The following is a 15,070-nucleotide window of genomic DNA, read 5'->3' as shown; positions in this document are numbered from 1 at the left end:
AGGCCCCCGCGGGGCGGCGTCGCGGGTGTCATGTTCCGGGCGGGCGGAAGCGTCGGCGGCCACACTGAAGGCATGAGGACTGGCTACAGCGTCGAGACCGTACGGGCCGCCGAGCGCGCGCTCATGGCCGAGCTGCCCGAGGGCGCCCTGATGCAACGTGCGGCGGCCGGGCTCGCCGCCGCCTGCGCCGACCTGCTGGGGAAGGTGTACGGGGCACGGGTGGCCCTGCTGGTCGGCAGCGGGGACAACGGCGGCGACGCCCTGTACGCGGGCGCCCGCCTGGCCCGGCGCGGCGCCGGGGTGAGCGCGGTGCTGCTCGCCCCGGACCGCGCGCACGCGGGCGGCCTGGCGGCGCTGCGGGCGGCGGGCGGCCGGGTCGCCTCCGCCGAGGAGGGCGACCACGTGGTCCGGCGCGCGGACCTCGTCGTCGACGGCATCGTCGGCATCGGCGGCAGGGGCGGGCTGCGCCCGGCGGCGGAATCCCTGGTCGCGGCGGCGGCAGGGGCCCTGGTGGTCGCCGTCGACCTGCCCAGCGGCGTCGACGCGGACACCGGCGAGGTGCGCGGCACGGCGGTCCGGGCGGACGCGACCGTCACCTTCGGCACGTACAAGCCGGGTCTGCTCATCGATCCGGCCCGGGAGCACGCGGGCGCCCTGCGCCTGGTCGACATCGGTCTCCGCCTGCCGGACGGGCCCGACGTGGAGGCGCTCCAGCACGCGGACGTCGCCGGGCTGCTGCCCAGCCCGTCCGCCGAGAGCGACAAATACCGCCGGGGCGTGGTGGGCGTGGTGGCCGGCTCGGACCGCTACCCGGGCGCGGCGGTCCTCTCCGTCGCGGGCGCCCTCCACGGCGGCGCGGGCGCGGTCCGCTACGTCGGCCCCGCGGCCGACGCGGTCATCGCCCACTTCCCCGAGACCCTGGTCTCGGCGGGCCCCCCGTCGAAGGCGGGCCGGGTCCAGGCGTGGGTGGTCGGCCCGGGCCTCGGCGACGACGCCCGCGCCCGCCGGGCCGTCGACGACGTCCTGGCCTCGGACGTCCCGGTCCTCGTCGACGCGGACGGCCTGCACCTGGTCTCCGTCGACGCCCTGCGCGCCCGGTCCGCCGCGACCGTCCTCACCCCGCACGCCGGCGAGGCGGCGGCACTCCTCGGCCGCTCCCGCGAGGACGTCGAGTCGGCCCGCCTGGAATCGGCACGGGCCCTGGCGGAGCGCTTCGGCGTGACGGCGCTGCTCAAGGGCTCGACGACGGTGGTGGCCTGCGCCTCGGGCGAGGCGGTGCGGGTGAATCCGACGGGGACACCGTGGCTGGCGACGGCGGGCAGCGGGGACGTCCTGTCGGGGCTGACGGGCTCCCTGCTGGCGGCGGGCCTGCCGGGGCGGGACGCGGCGTCGGTGGGGGCGTATCTGCACGGCCTGGCGGCCCGGTCGCTGGGCTCGGCGCCGCTGACGGCGATGGGGGTGGCGGGGGCGTTGCCGGGGGTGTGGCGGCGGGTGTCAGAGTGAGAGTTCAGGTGACGTGCGGTAGAGATCGCAGCCGCTCGGCAGCAGATCCACGTTGTGGACCGGGCCGGCGTGGTGGAGGTACAGGCTCTCCAGGCTCAAGCCCTCCAAGTGGGCCAGGTCGAGGTTTTCCTTGGTAGCACGCGGGTGACTGCTGATGGTCAGTGTCCGGGCGCCCGGGAAGATCTCCGGCAGATGAGCCAGCCCGGCCAGACCGATGACGCCGGACAGGACGACGTCGGACACGCCGGGCAGCGGCTCCCCGTGCCGCAGCGTGGTCAGGTCCATCCTCCGGATGCCCAACGCGCTGAGCCGGGGCAGCGTGGCCAGAGGAAAAGCCGACAGGGGAAGTTCGGGGTTGTTCAGGGCCACCATTTCGAGCCGGGGGTGCCGGCTCAACCCCACCAGCCGCAGGCCGGCCGCGTCACGTCCCAGGGCCAGGGACGTGAGCCGGGGCGGCAGCGGCAGCTCACCGTCCGGCCCGTCGGGGACACCCGGATCGGTGCATTCGAAGTCCAGCGACTCCAGCCGCTCCAGACCGGCCACCGCCTCCAGATCCCGGGGAAACCCGAACAGGGAGAGCTGGAGGATCCGGAGCGCTTCGCCGTTCAGCGCCCCCAGGTGGGCAACGCCCTCGGACTCGGTGATCCGCAGCGAGCGCAGCGGCGGGCAGTCCCGCAGGGCTCGCAGGTCGATGATCTCCTGGCAGCCGCGGAGCGAGAGGTCCTTGAGTGCCGGTGTGGCCAGCTCCGCCAGGTCTTCGGGGGCGGCGGGGCCCCGCCACTGCACGTCGGGCCGCCCGCCGAGTCTCTTGAGCACGGCCAGGTGCTCCCGGGTCTTCGCGACGAACGCGAGCGAGGCCGTTCCCCTGGGCTCGTACGAGAGCTTGCCGATCACCGCTTCCGCGTACTGCTCGGTGTCGAAGCGGTCCCACGCCCAGGCGAGCTGGGAACGGACCTCCAGGGAGGGATGGGTGGCGTACCGGGACAGCAGGGGGATGGCCCGGTCGTCCGCCACCAGGGTCGCCGCCACGACGACGGCGTGGGCCACCTCGTTGCCCAGCCCCTCGGGCCCCGGCAGCAGGTCCAGCACGACCCGGCCCGCCGTCGCCAGCACCTTGGCCGACTCCTGGTCGCGCGGAGGTACGAGCTCCGCGGCCGCCTTCTCGACCCGTGCCCGTACGTCGTACTCCACCTCGGTGGCGTGTTCCAGGCAGGCCGCGGCCAGCAGGTGCAGCCGGTACCGGTTGTGCTCCTCCCCGTCGCCGCGCTTCAGGAGCATGTCGAGCAGCTCGGCACGCGCGCGTGGCGGGGCGTGGCCGACGGCCATGCGCAGCACGTCCTCCCACTGGTCGTCGTGGGCGTGGTTGACGAGGACGTCGAAGTCCCAGTCGTCCACGGCGGCCTGGGCCCCCAGGTAGTCCTGGAACGTGCGGTGGATGAAGTCCAGGGTCTCGCTGGTGGGCCGCCGCAACAGGCCGCTGCGCAGGACGAGATGGCGCAGGATCTCCTCGGCGTCGCCGCGCGCGGCGACGGAGGGCATGGCGGGGAGCGCCCGTTCGAGGATCTCGACGGCCTTGTGCCATGCGATCTCGGACCGGCCGTTGCGGATCAGCCAGTAGGCGATCTTCTGCAACAGCGCCACCTGATGGGTGTGTTCGAGCTCCATCCCGTCCCGGCCGGCGACGATCTCGCGCTCGCGGTCCCGCCGTACGAGCAGCAGTTCCAGCGCGGCGCGGTACAGCTCCATCCGGCCGTGCGGCAGGTACCCCCGGCGGGAACGGTTGAGGGCACAGATCAGCGCGCACATCAGCGGGTTGGTGGCCAGGCGCCCCAGGTCGGGTTTGGCGACGACCGCCGTGGTGAGCGCGTCCCGGAAGGCCCGCAACTGTGCGTTCTGCCGTGCTCCGGCGGCCGTGTGCCACCGGTCGATGAAGGCCGCGACGTCGCCCCGGCTCATCGGGAGCAGCTCCAGCTCGGTGAAGCCCGCGTCCGACAGCCAGCCCTCGCGCACCGCGGACGGTCTGGTCGTGATGACGTACCGCGCGTCGGGGTAGGCGGCCAGCAGGTCCTTGACCCAGGCCAGTGTGCGTCGGCGGTCGGCTTCGGGCACCTCGTCCACGCCGTCGATCAGCAACAGCACACTGCCCTCGGTCAGCCTGCGGGTCACCCACCCCGCGGCGGCGGGAAGCCCGGCCAGCGGACGGGCGGCGGCGGCCAGGAACTCCTCCGGCTGCGGCAGCTCGCCGTTCCGGATCAGCGATCGCAGGGGCAGGGTGAGCGGCACGCAGTCGCTCAGGTGGCTCAGCCCCGGGGGCAGGTCGCCGCGTGCGCTGATCGTCGCGAGCCACTGGAGCAGCGTGGTCTTGCCCGAGCCGGCGGCACCCCGCAGCAGCACCCGCTTCTGCCCGGCCAGCGCGTCTTCGGCCCGCCTCGGCGACGGCCGTACGGCGGCGTCCCCGTCCGAAACGCCGAAGCCCCCGGCACGCGTGGAGCGCGGCACGCCGGTCAGTTCGAGGCTGAGGTAGGCGGCGTCGAGCGGCCACGTCTCGCCCTCGCCGTCGGAGAGCGTGAGACCCACGATGGTCAGTTCGCCGACCTTGCCGACGATGTAGTCGCGGAGCCTCCGCTCGAATGCCTCGATCTCGAGCTGGCGGGAGGAGGTGAGGGGGCGCGTCTCCGGCTTGTGCCCCGCGCGAAGGCACTCGCTGAGGAAGTCGAAGTGCGACCAGAGCGTCGCCGAGGACGTCACCATCAGACGTCCGTGGTTCCAGCCCTTCGGGTCCGCGCACACCACCCCGGCGAGCAGCCCGTCCACGAAGACGGCGGCCCCGGACATCCCCGCCCACGGCGAGCCCCCGTCGGCGAGCGCCTCCGGGGCCCCGTGATCACTGTCGAGCACATGGCGACCGCTGAGGAGATTGCTGCCCGGCTTGAGCGACCCCACGACCTGCTCGGTGTCGAGCTCACCGTCCGCGTCCCGTTGCACCTGCGGAAACCCGACGGCCTGCGCACCCGGCAGAGCCCTGAGGTCCCGGGCCCGCCCCCACAGCAACGGATCGAAGCCGCCCGCCACGTCCTCGGCCACGAGGTCCCGCTCGGCGAGCAACAGGGCGGCGTCGCACCTTCGCTTCTCGTCCCGCGCCCACACCACTTTGCACCGCACGGGCCCGACGCCTCCGGGCACGACGACCTGGGGTGCGGGCGCATCACCCACCACGTGTGCTGCGGTCAGCACCAGCCGGGGCGTCAGCAGATAGCCGCTCCCCTGGCTTCGGCCCGAGACCGCCGCGATACGTTCCTCCGCCGGGTGCACAGCCTTCCCCCTCCGCCCGCCCATGCGCCGATCTGACGATACGGCAGGTGGCTTGTGCGGTCAGGAGATTGCGGGCCAGGACGCTCACGCGCTCAGCGCGACGACCGCCCGCAGCTCGAACCAGGACGGAAGGCCGCGCACTTCTAGACCAAGGTCATGCGCTCCTAGACCAAAGGCGGACGCCCTACCGTCGGCCGTCTCCCTAGCGTCGGCGTATGACGGTCGACATCAAAGACGGGGCCCACATGCCCCCGACCCCAGCACCGCACCGCGCAGGTGTACGCCCTGCCGAGCGGGCCCTCGCGCCCGACCTGGCGCGCGGGATCATGCTGCTGTTCATCGTGCTGTCCAACACCGCGTTCCACTTGTGGAGGTCCGAGTACGGGCCCTCGGGGTGGCAGCCGGTGACCGGGGGGTGGCTGGACCACGCGGTCCAGTTCACCATGATCACGGCCCTCGACCTGCGGGTCTATCCGCTCTTCGCCTTCCTCTTCGGCTACGGCATGATGCAGCTCTTCCTGCGCCAAACCGCCGCCGGGACCGGCGAACGCGGAGCGGCCGGCATCCTGCGCAGGCGCAGCCTCCTCCTGATCGTCATCGGGCTCGCCCACTCCACCCTCCTCATGGCGGGCGACATCGTCGGCTATTACGGACTGCTGAGCCTCGCCCTCGGCTGGCTCTTCCTGCGACGGAGCGAGCGCGCCCTGAAGTGGTGGATCGCGATCGGTGCCGCGCAACTGGTGCTCGTTTCCGCACAACCGGTCATATCCGCCGTGCTCCATGGGGAGTTGGGGACCCTGGGGGACGCGGGTGCGGACCCGGGGGCCGAGGCATACGGAGCGGACGAGGGGGGTTGGTTCGCGGCGGCCGGGACCCGGCTGGCGACCGGCCTTTTCATCACCTTCGCCGCGGCCCCCTTGTCTCTGGTCGGCGGAGGCTACGTCATCTTTCTGCTCGGTTTCTGGGCCGCGCGCCGCCGCATCCTGGAGGAGCCGGGGCACCACCTGCCGCTACTGCGCCGCACGGCGGTCATCGGCATCGCGGTCGGCTGGCTCGGCGCGCTGCCCGCGGCGCTCGCCCACATCGGGGCGCTCGATGTGCCGGACGACGCACAGAGCGAGGCCGGGGCGCTGACGGTGCTCCGGGAGGTCACCGGGTACGGGGCCGGGCTCGGCTATGTCGCGGTAGTGGCGTTGTTCGCGCATTGGTGGAGCGGGCGGCCTGCGCGAGGGAACGCGAAGGCCACAGTGGCCATTTCGGCCATATCCGCCGTGGGCAAGCGGTCGCTGTCCAGCTATCTCGCCCACTCACTGCTCTTCGCCCCGCTGCTCGCTGCCTGGGGCCTGGGCATCGGCGCCCATCTGACCAGCGCGACGATGGCCCTGTTCGCGGTGGGGGTGTGGCTGGTGACGGTGGCCGGGGCGTACGCGCTCGAGCGCCGGGGGCGGCGGGGCCCGGTGGAAGCGGTGCTGCGGCGGCTGATGTACCGGTAGCGGCGCAGCTGCCCGGCCCAGGGGCTTCGCCTCCAGACCCCGATCGGCTGACAGAGCTCGGGGCAAAGACCCCCGGAACCACTGCGGTGGCCACCAGCCGGGCGCGGGGCGCGGATCTGGTCGGGGAGCGGCATCAGCTGGAGCGCGCCACCCTTCCACTACGAGACCCGAGAGAGCGCCCCGACCCACACGAGCCCCTGACGCGTGCGCAACCGCTGGGGGGGGGAACGACGAACGGCCCCGCTTCCGCGGGGGCCGTTCGCCAACCTCACCCCACAGCCGTCAGCGGCCGGCGCGAAGCGCCGCGATCAGCCAATCCATCGCCGGACCCATGCTCGGCGCCGGCCAGCCGTTGATCACGGCGATGAGCCGCCAGTACCGCTCGAACCGCGAGTCGTTGCCGATCTCCATCCGTTCCAGCAGCCAGGTCCGGAACTCCGGGCCGTCCTCACGGCCCGACAGCTCCGCGCTCCGGGCCACCAGCTCGTCGACCACTGGGCGCGCCTCCTCGGAGGTCGGCTCGACGCCGGACTCCTGAGCCCGGGCGGTCCGCTCCCTGATCAGGTCCGCCAGCCGGCGGGTGTCCTCCGGAGCGGGCGCCCCGACCTCCGTACGGGACCGGAGCTGGTCGACGGCGGCCTTGCGCATTCCGGCACGGAAGTCGGCGTCCTGGACGAGCTCCGCCAGCTCCACCCAGGCGTCGATCTGCTCGGGCGCCGGGTCCTCCGGCAGCTCGGGCATCGCGCTGCGCATCGTGGCCAGGAATTCGGCGTCGACGTCGAGGCCGTCGAAGGCGTGGTCGATGAAGTCGTGGATCAGACGGCGGCGTTCCTGATCGGAGAGATTCGCGAGCTTGTGCATGAGTTCCATCTCCTCGGGTGTGGACCCGCGTCCGGCTACCGCTCGCAGAACGGCCTGGCGCAGCCGCAACGTGCGGATCTGCACGTCGAGCGCCTCGGCGTGCACGGCCGCGACCTCGGCGACGGTGATCTCGCGCTCCAGCACCCGCTGGATGGCGGCGAGGCCGACACCGAGTTCGCGCAGCGTACGGACGAGGCCGAGTCGGGCCAGGGCGTCCTGCCCGTAGAGGCGGTAGCCCGCGGGCGTACGGTCGGTCGGCGGCACCACTCCCGCATCGGACCAGAACCGGATGGTCTTGACCGAAAGACCGGTCAGCCGGGCCAGGTCACCGATGGAATGGAGGGTGTCGTCGTCCATGTCCGCCACCTTGGTGTCTCCCGTCGCTGGAGAGTCAACGCCGGGGCGCTCCGCGCCCGCCCGGCGTCGTAGCGGGCGGCCGCCAGCGTGCGGCCCGCCCCACGGGCCGCGCCCGGGAGCACCCCTACCCCTCCGCGATCACCACCGCCGAGGCCACCCCCGCGTCGTGGCTCAGCGAGATGTGCCAGGAGCGCACCCCCAGCGCCTGCGCGCACGCGGCCACCGTGCCCGTGACCGTCAGGCTCGGGCGGCCGCTGTCCTCCGTGGTGACCTCCGCGTCCGTCCAGAGCAGGCCCGCCGGGGCGCCGAGGGCCTTGGCGAGGGCTTCCTTCGCGGCGAAGCGGGCCGCCAGGGAGGCGATGCCTCGGCGTTCCCCGCTCGGCAGGTACAGCTCGGCCTCGACGAACAGGCGCTCGGCGAGGCTCGGTGTTCGCTGGAGGGCCGCGTCGAAGCGGTCGATCTCGGCTACGTCGATGCCGACGCCGATGATCATTCGACCGTCACCGACTTCGCCAGGTTGCGCGGCTGGTCGACCTCGTTGCCGCGGGCCGTGGCCAGTTCGCAGGCGAAGACCTGGAGCGGGACGGTGGCGACCAGGGGCTGGAGGAGCACCGGGGTCGCCGGGATCTCGATGAGGTGGTCGGCGTACGGGCGCACCGCCTCGTCGCCCCGCTCGGCGATGACGATCGTCCGGGCGCCCCGGGCCCTGATCTCCTGGATGTTCGAGACGATCTTGTCGTGGAGGACCGACCGGCCGCGGGGGGAGGGGACGACCACGACGACCGGCAGGTCGTCCTCGATCAGGGCGATGGGGCCGTGTTTCAGCTCGCCCGCCGCGAAGCCCTCGGCGTGCATGTAGGCGAGCTCCTTGAGCTTCAGGGCGCCTTCCAGGGCGACCGGGTAGCCGACGTGCCGGCCGAGGAAGAGGACCGTGTTCTTGCCGGCCAGGGAGCGGGCCAGCTCACGGACCGGCTCCATGGTCTCCAGGACCTCCTCCACCTGGGTGGCGATGGCCGACAGCTCGTGGACGACGGAGACGATCTCGTCGCCCCACTTGGTGCCGCGCACCTGGCCCAGGTAGAGGGCGACGAGGTAGCAGGCGACCAGCTGGGTCAGGAACGCCTTCGTGGACGCGACGGCGACTTCCGGGCCCGCGTGGGTGTAGAGCACGGCGTCGGACTCACGGGGGATCGTCGAGCCGTTCGTGTTGCAGATCGCCAGGACCTTCGCGCCCTGTTCCCGCGCGTGCCGCAGGGCCATCAGGGTGTCCATCGTCTCGCCGGACTGGCTGATGGCGATCACCAGCGTGCGCTGGTCGAGGATCGGGTCGCGGTAGCGGAACTCGCTCGCCAGCTCCGTCTCGCAGGGGACGCGCGTCCAGTGCTCGATGGCGTACTTGGCGATCATCCCGGCGTGGTACGCCGTGCCGCACGCCACGATGACGACCTTGTCGACCTCGCGCAGCACGGACGCGGGGATGCGGACCTCGTCCAGCAGCAGCGCGCCGGACGCGTCGATCCGGCCCAGCAGCGTGTCCGCGACCGCCTTCGGCTGCTCGGCGATCTCCTTGAGCATGAAGTAGTCGTAGCCGCCCTTCTCGGCCGCGGAGGCGTCCCAGTCCACGTGGTACGCCCGGACGTCCGCGGGGGCGCCGTCGAAGTCCGTGACGGTCACGCCGTCCCGGCGCAGCTCCACGACCTGGTCCTGGCCGAGCTCGATGGCCTCGCGGGTGTGGGCGATGAAGGCGGCGACGTCGGAGGCGAGGAAGTGCTCGCCGTCGCCGACGCCGACGACGAGGGGGGAGTTGCGGCGGGCGCCGACGACCACGTCCGGGTCGTCCGCGTGCACCGCGACGAGCGTGAAGGCGCCCTCCAGGCGGCGGCACACCTGCCGCATGGACTCGGCGAGGTCGCCGCAGGAGGAGAAGGCCTCGGCGAGCAGGTGGGCGACGACCTCGGTGTCGGTCTCGGAGCCCAGGGTGTGGCCGCGCTCGGCCAGCTCGGCGCGGAGCCCGGCGAAGTTCTCGATGATGCCGTTGTGGACCACCGCGACGCGCCCGGCGTTGTCCAGGTGCGGGTGGGCGTTGGCGTCGGTGGGGCCGCCGTGGGTGGCCCACCGGGTGTGGCCGATGCCGGTCGGGCCGGACGGCAGCGGCCGCTCGGCGAGCTCCTTCTCCAGATTGGCGAGCTTGCCCGCCTTCTTCGCGGCGGCGAGACCGCCGTCGGCCAGCACCGCGGCCCCGGCCGAGTCATAGCCGCGGTACTCCAGGCGCTTCAGGCCCGCCAATACGACGTCGAGGGCGCACTGCCCTCCCACATAGCCAACGATTCCGCACATGGAGTGCAGCGTAAGGCCCAGGGCTCAGCGGCCGCGGTCGATCCGGTCGATGGCTTCCTGGACGAGTTCGAGGTACTCGACCTCCTCGCAGCGCGGCTTGCTGCCCAGCTCGTAGACGGCCAGGCAGTCCTCCAGGTCCTGGCCGAGGTCCTCGTCCGGCAGCTCGTCGGTCAGCTCGCTTTTCACCTGGTCGGCGAAAGCCACCTGGTCGGCGGAGGTCACCCGGTCGGCGAAGGCGGTCCGGTCGGAACAGTCGCGGCGGCCGTGGCGGCGGCGCAGGGGTCTGAGAGCGAACACGGTGTCCCTCTGATGCTGTGGGGGGCTCCGGTGGCAGTGGGGGTGTCCGGAGTGGCTGGAACGTAGCTCCGACCCGCCGGTAGGTACAGGGAACAAGGCCGAACGTCACCCGCTCGTGTCCCGCAATCCCTCTCTCACACCCCATAAACCCCACAAAGAACACCCGAATCCCACACCCGGCGTATGCCCCCGATGTAACCGCCAGTACGCGCCCCAAGGAGCCCCCGAAGTGAGCCCCGCCCGCCACCCGCGCAGAATGGGGCCCGTGCCGACCACCACAGAGCAGCCGCAGCAACGACGCCGCGCCGACTCCTCCCCGTACGTGGATCTGACCCGTGCGGAGTGGAGCGCCCTGCGCGAGAACACCCCGCTGCCGCTGACCGCCGAGGAGGTCGAGCGGCTGCGCGGGCTCGGCGACGTCATCGACCTGGACGAGGTCCGGGACGTCTACCTCCCGCTCTCCCGGCTGCTCAACCTCTACGTCGGCGCGACCAGCGAGCTGCGCGGCGCCCTGAACACCTTCCTGGGCGACGTGGGCGGCGGCCACGGCTCACAGCCCGGCACGCCCTTCGTCATAGGCGTCGCGGGCAGCGTCGCGGTCGGCAAGTCGACCACCGCCCGACTGCTCCAGGCGCTGCTGGCCCGCTGGCCCGAGCACCCGCGCGTCGAGCTTGTCACCACGGACGGCTTCCTGCTGCCCAACGCCGAGCTGCAGCGGCGCGGCCTGATGTCGCGCAAGGGCTTCCCCGAGTCCTACGACCGGCGCGCCCTGACCCGCTTCGTCGCGGACGTGAAGGCCGGCAAGGCGGAGGTGACCGCCCCGGTCTACTCCCACCTGATCTACGACATCGTCCCCGACGAGCGGCTGACCGTGCACCGCCCGGACATCCTGATCATCGAGGGGCTCAACGTCCTCCAGCCCGCCCTGCCCGGCAGCGACGGCCGCACCCGTGTCGGGCTGGCCGACTTCTTCGACTTCAGCGTGTACGTCGACGCGCGGGCCGACGACATCGAGCGCTGGTACTACGAGCGCTTCAGGAAGCTGCGCGCGACGGCCTTCCAGGACCCCGACTCGTACTTCCGCAAGTACACCCAGGTCTCCGAGGAGGAGGCCCTGGACTACGCCCGGCGGAACTGGCGCACCATCAACAAGCCGAATCTGCTGGAGAATGTGGCACCCACCCGGGGGCGGTCGAACCTGATCCTGCGCAAGGGGCCCGACCACAAGGTGCAGCGGCTCTCCTTGCGGAAGCTCTAGGCCGAGCCCGCCCGACTCGTTCCCTCCCTGCCGGAGCGGATCCCAGAACGCCCGAGCACCGAGGACCCTCCATGCTGCATCTGCGGATGATCACCCCGCCCGACCGCACCGACGAGATCGTCGAGCTGCTGGAGCGGACCATCGGCGTCACCCACGTGGCCGTACTCGCCAGGGCGGCCCGTCATCCCCAGGGCGACATCGTGCTGTGCGACGTGGCCCGCGAGGCGGCCGACGGGCTGCTGGAGCGGCTGCGCGCGACCGGGCTGCCGGACGTCGGCTCGATCTCCGTCGACGACGTGGGCCTGATGCTCTCCCGGCGCGCTGAGGAGGCCGAGGAGGCGGCGCCGGGCGACGGCGCGGACGCGGTGGTCTGGGAGTCGCTGGTCGAGGAGACGCACGAGGAGTCGACGCTCAGCGTCACCTTCCTGGCGTTCCTGACCGTCGCGACGATGCTCGCCGCCTGTGGCGTGATCATGGACAGCGCGATCCTGATCGTGGGCGCGATGGTGGTCGGGCCGGAGTTCGGCCCACTGGCCGGGCTGTGCACGGCGATCGTCCGGCGGGCGCCCCGCCTCGCCTGGCGCTCGATGACGGCGCTGCTGGTGGGCTTCCCCGTGGCGATGGCGCTGACTTGCGGCTTCAGCGTGCTGATGGACACGGTGGGGCTCTTCCACGAGGCGAAGTTCCTCGCGGACCGCCCGCAGACCTCGTTCATCTGGCAGCCGGACGCCTTCTCGTTCGTGGTGGCGTTCCTGGCCGGCATCGCCGGGATCCTGTCGCTGACCTCGGCGAAGTCTGGCGCGCTGATCGGCGTGGCGATCTCGGTGACGACCGTGCCCGCGGCGGCCAACGCCGCCGTCGCCCTGTCCTACGGCAACTGGTCGGAGACCCGCGGCTCGGCGGTGCAGCTGGCGCTGAACCTGCTGGGGATCATCGTGGCCGGGACGCTGACGCTGGCCGCTCAGAGGGTGTTCTGGGCCCAGCACCGCAAATCTGCGGCATGAAAACGCCGGACGGGCTGGAGAAGCCCGTCCGGCGCTCGAGGACAGAGCCAGTCAGCCCGTCCGTAGCCCCGGCTAGCCCAAAGCCGACTTGACCACGTCGGCCAGGCTCTGGGCCACCTTCCGCGCCTGCTCGATGTCCGCGGCCTCGACCATGACCCGCACCAGCGGCTCCGTGCCGGACGAGCGCAGCAGCACCCGGCCCGTCGCGCCCAGCTCGCGCTCGGCGTCGTTGACGGCGGCGGCCAGCTCGGGCGAGGAGCCCACCCGGGCCTTGTCGACGTCGCGGACGTTGATCAGGATCTGCGGCAGTCGCTCCATGACCCCGACCAGCTCCGCCAGCGAGCGGCCCGTGGCGGCGACCCGGGCGGCCAGCATCAGGCCGGTCAGGGTGCCGTCGCCGGTGGTGGCGTGGTCGAGGACGATGACGTGGCCGGACTGCTCGCCGCCCAGGGCGAAGCCGTTCGCCTTCATCTCCTCCAGGACGTACCGGTCACCGACCGAGGTCTGGACGAGGTCGACGCCCTCGCGCTCCATGGCCAGCTTGAAGCCCAGGTTGGACATGACGGTGGCGACCACGGTGTTCTTCCGCAGCGTGCCTGCCTCGCGCATGGCGAGGGCGAGCACGGCGAGGATCTGGTCGCCGTCGACCTCCGCGCCGGCCGCGTCGACCGCGAGGCAGCGGTCGGCGTCACCGTCGTGGGCCACGCCCAGGTCGGCGCCGTGCTCGACGACGGCGGCGCGCAGCTTCTCCAGGTGCGTGGAGCCGCACTCGTGGTTGATGTTGAGACCGTCGGGGTCGGTACCGATGGTGATCACCTCGGCGCCGGCGCGCGCGAAGGCCTCGGGGGAGACGCGGGAGGCGGCGCCGTGGGCGCCGTCGATGACGACCTTGAGGCCGTCCAGGCGGTTGGGCAGCACGCCGATCAGGTGCGCGACGTAGTTGTCGAAGCCCTGGTCGTATTCGCGGACGCGGCCGACGCCGGCACCGGTGGGGCGGTCCCAGGGCTCGCCGGAGGCGTGCGCGCGGTAGGTCCGCTCGATGCGGTCCTCCAGCTCGTCGGCGAGCTTGTGGCCGCCGCGGGCGAAGAACTTGATGCCGTTGTCGGGCATGGCGTTGTGGCTGGCGGAGAGCATCACGCCGAGGTCGGCGCCGAGCGCGCCGGTCAGATAGGCGACGGCCGGCGTGGGCAGCACGCCCACCCGCAGGACGTCGACGCCGGCGCTGGCGAGCCCGGCCACCACGGCGGCTTCCAGGAACTCCCCGGACGCGCGCGGATCACGACCGACCACGGCCACCGGCCGATGGCCCTCGAACGTGCCCGCCTCGGCGAGCACATGCGCCGCGGCGACCGACAGGCCGAGCGCCAGCTCCGCCGTCAGGTCGGCGTTGGCGACACCGCGCACACCGTCCGTACCGAAGAGTCGTCCCACTGGTGTCCTCCGTAAAAACGCGGGTGGGGGGAGGGGGTGTCGCCCCCGCAGATGAGGTGTCGGGTCCGGGACCGGGGCATTGCATCCAGGTATACGCCCCGGGCCGCTGATAGCCGAACGCCCCGGCGGCACGGATCGTGCCGCCGGGGCGTTCGAGCAGAAGCAGCGAAGCCGCTTGTTTAGCGCTTGCTGTACTGCGGAGCCTTGCGGGCCTTCTTGAGACCGGCCTTCTTGCGCTCGACCGCACGGTCGTCGCGCGAGAGGAAGCCGGCCTTCTTCAGCGGGCCGCGGTTGTTGTCCACGTCCGCCTCGTTCAGCGCACGGGCCACGCCGAGGCGCAGGGCGCCGGCCTGACCGGACACGCCGCCACCCGAGATGCGGGCGATGACGTCGTAGCGGTCGTCGAGCTCGAGCACCTTGAAGGGCTCGTTGACTTCCTGCTGGTGCACCTTGTTGGGGAAGTAGTCCTCAAGGGTGCGACCGTTGATCTTCCACTTGCCGGTGCCCGGAACGATCCGGACGCGGGCGATGGCGTTCTTGCGACGGCCCAGGCCGGCGGCCGGCTGCGGGTCGCCGAAGCGGGACGCGAGGGACTCGCTGGTGTACTCGGTCTCCTCGGACTCGAAGGTCGCGTCGCCCGCGAACTCCTCGGTGATGTCCTCGATGGGCGTCTCGGCGGTGGTCTCAGCCACGATTCTCCTCAGATGCTTTCTGTCTGGTTCGGCGGTGGCCGGGACTAGCCCTGCTTGACCTGGGTGATCTCGAACGGAACCGGCTGCTGCGCGGCGTGCGGGTGCTCGCTGCCCGAGTACACCTTCAGCTTCGAGAGCATCTGACGGCCCAGGGAGTTCTTGGGAACCATGCCCTTGATGGCCTTCTCGACGGCCTTCTCGGGGTTCTTGTCGAGCAGCTCGTCGTAACGAACCGAACGCAGACCGCCCGGGAAGCCAGAGTGGCGGTAGGCCATCTTCTGGGTCTTCTTGTTGCCGGACAGGTGAACCTTGTCGGCGTTGATGATGATGACGAAGTCACCCATGTCCATGTGCGGCGCGTACACAGGCTTGTGCTTGCCGCGGAGGAGGTTGGCGGCCTGAGTGGCCAGACGACCCAGGACAACGTCCTGCGCGTCAATGATGTGCCACTGGCGCTGGACATCGCCGGGCTTGGGGCTGAACGTACGCACGGTCGTAGCCTTCGCTTCGTGTGTGAGTGGGTCC

12 protein-coding genes are annotated in these 15,070 nt (G+C 72.0%); 4 read left to right on the top strand and 8 right to left on the bottom strand.

The window, feature by feature from the left end; all coding sequences use genetic code 11:
• Positions 1–72 precede the first annotated feature (72 nt).
• Positions 73–1,503: an NAD(P)H-hydrate dehydratase gene (locus FHS38_RS14395; RefSeq protein WP_184733916.1), complete on the top strand. Its 1,431-nt coding sequence runs from the start codon at positions 73–75 to the stop codon at positions 1,501–1,503.
• On the opposite strand, the gene FHS38_RS14390 is transcribed toward FHS38_RS14395, so the two are convergent.
• Positions 1,495–4,815 (bottom strand): serine protease, encoded by a 3,321-nt coding sequence (locus FHS38_RS14390; protein WP_184733915.1) that lies wholly within the window; start codon positions 4,813–4,815, stop codon positions 1,495–1,497. The genes FHS38_RS14395 and FHS38_RS14390 overlap by 9 nt on opposite strands.
• 215 nt (positions 4,816–5,030) lie before the next feature.
• Here FHS38_RS14390 and FHS38_RS14385 point away from each other — a divergent pair, with 215 nt between their 5' ends.
• Positions 5,031–6,308, top strand: a complete 1,278-nt coding sequence (locus FHS38_RS14385) for a DUF418 domain-containing protein (protein ID WP_373301812.1) — start codon at positions 5,031–5,033, stop codon at positions 6,306–6,308.
• 282 nt (positions 6,309–6,590) lie between these two features.
• Here FHS38_RS14385 and FHS38_RS14380 read toward each other — a convergent pair whose 3' ends face one another.
• The 4 genes from FHS38_RS14380 to FHS38_RS14365 form a co-directional block, all read right to left on the bottom strand.
• Positions 6,591–7,526, bottom strand: coding sequence for a MerR family transcriptional regulator (locus FHS38_RS14380; protein WP_184733914.1), 936 nt, complete (start codon positions 7,524–7,526; stop codon positions 6,591–6,593).
• Between the two features lie 124 nt (positions 7,527–7,650).
• Positions 7,651–8,019, bottom strand: a complete 369-nt coding sequence (locus FHS38_RS14375; RefSeq protein ID WP_184733913.1) for a holo-ACP synthase — start codon at positions 8,017–8,019, stop codon at positions 7,651–7,653.
• Positions 8,016–9,863, bottom strand: a complete 1,848-nt coding sequence (gene glmS, locus FHS38_RS14370; RefSeq protein ID WP_184733912.1) for a glutamine--fructose-6-phosphate transaminase (isomerizing) — start codon at positions 9,861–9,863, stop codon at positions 8,016–8,018. Before glmS ends, FHS38_RS14375 begins: the two co-directional genes overlap by 4 nt.
• A 24-nt stretch (positions 9,864–9,887) precedes the next feature.
• Positions 9,888–10,160 carry a hypothetical protein gene (locus FHS38_RS14365; protein WP_184734197.1) on the bottom strand — a complete coding sequence of 91 codons (273 nt, stop codon included), beginning with the start codon at positions 10,158–10,160 and terminating at the stop codon, positions 9,888–9,890.
• 256 nt (positions 10,161–10,416) lie between these two features.
• Here FHS38_RS14365 and coaA point away from each other — a divergent pair, with 256 nt between their 5' ends.
• Both coaA and FHS38_RS14355 read left to right on the top strand, forming a co-directional pair.
• Positions 10,417–11,418, top strand: coding sequence for a type I pantothenate kinase (gene coaA, locus FHS38_RS14360; RefSeq protein WP_184734172.1), 1,002 nt, complete (start codon positions 10,417–10,419; stop codon positions 11,416–11,418).
• A gap of 71 nt (positions 11,419–11,489) precedes the next feature.
• A complete protein-coding gene (locus FHS38_RS14355) occupies positions 11,490–12,422 on the top strand; it encodes a DUF389 domain-containing protein (RefSeq protein WP_184733911.1) in 933 nt (310 codons plus the stop codon).
• A 72-nt stretch (positions 12,423–12,494) separates the two neighbouring features.
• On the opposite strand, the gene glmM is transcribed toward FHS38_RS14355, so the two are convergent.
• From glmM to rplM, 3 genes are all read right to left on the bottom strand, one after another.
• Positions 12,495–13,853 (bottom strand): phosphoglucosamine mutase, encoded by a 1,359-nt coding sequence (glmM, locus tag FHS38_RS14350; protein ID WP_184733910.1) that lies wholly within the window; start codon positions 13,851–13,853, stop codon positions 12,495–12,497.
• 179 nt (positions 13,854–14,032) lie between these two features.
• Positions 14,033–14,545: a 30S ribosomal protein S9 gene (gene rpsI / locus FHS38_RS14345; protein WP_130879006.1), complete on the bottom strand. Its 513-nt coding sequence runs from the start codon at positions 14,543–14,545 to the stop codon at positions 14,033–14,035.
• Between the two features lie 44 nt (positions 14,546–14,589).
• On the bottom strand, positions 14,590–15,036 hold the full coding sequence (rplM, locus tag FHS38_RS14340) for a 50S ribosomal protein L13 (protein ID WP_130879005.1): 447 nt from the start codon (positions 15,034–15,036) through the stop codon (positions 14,590–14,592).
• Positions 15,037–15,070 lie beyond the last annotated feature (34 nt).

It is taken from the genome of Streptomyces netropsis, from assembly GCF_014203545.1.
Taxonomy (GTDB): Bacteria; Actinomycetota; Actinomycetes; order Streptomycetales; family Streptomycetaceae; genus Streptomyces; species Streptomyces netropsis.
Note: the sequence above shows the minus strand (reverse complement) of the source record. Positions and strands in the feature narration are given on the sequence as shown.

Excerpts from the sequence above, each read along its gene's own strand:
- FHS38_RS14380 (WP_184733914.1), bottom strand. The coding sequence starts at position 7,526 with ATGGACGACGACACCCTCCATTCCATCGGTGACCTGGCCCGGCTGACC.
- FHS38_RS14375 (WP_184733913.1), bottom strand. The coding sequence starts at position 8,019 with ATGATCATCGGCGTCGGCATCGACGTAGCCGAGATCGACCGCTTCGAC.
- FHS38_RS14355 (WP_184733911.1), top strand. The coding sequence starts at position 11,490 with ATGCTGCATCTGCGGATGATCACCCCGCCCGACCGCACCGACGAGATC.
- glmS (WP_184733912.1), bottom strand. The coding sequence starts at position 9,863 with ATGTGCGGAATCGTTGGCTATGTGGGAGGGCAGTGCGCCCTCGACGTC.
- FHS38_RS14395 (WP_184733916.1), top strand. The coding sequence starts at position 73 with ATGAGGACTGGCTACAGCGTCGAGACCGTACGGGCCGCCGAGCGCGCG.
- coaA (WP_184734172.1), top strand. The coding sequence starts at position 10,417 with ATGGGGCCCGTGCCGACCACCACAGAGCAGCCGCAGCAACGACGCCGC.
- FHS38_RS14385 (WP_373301812.1), top strand. The coding sequence starts at position 5,031 with ATGACGGTCGACATCAAAGACGGGGCCCACATGCCCCCGACCCCAGCA.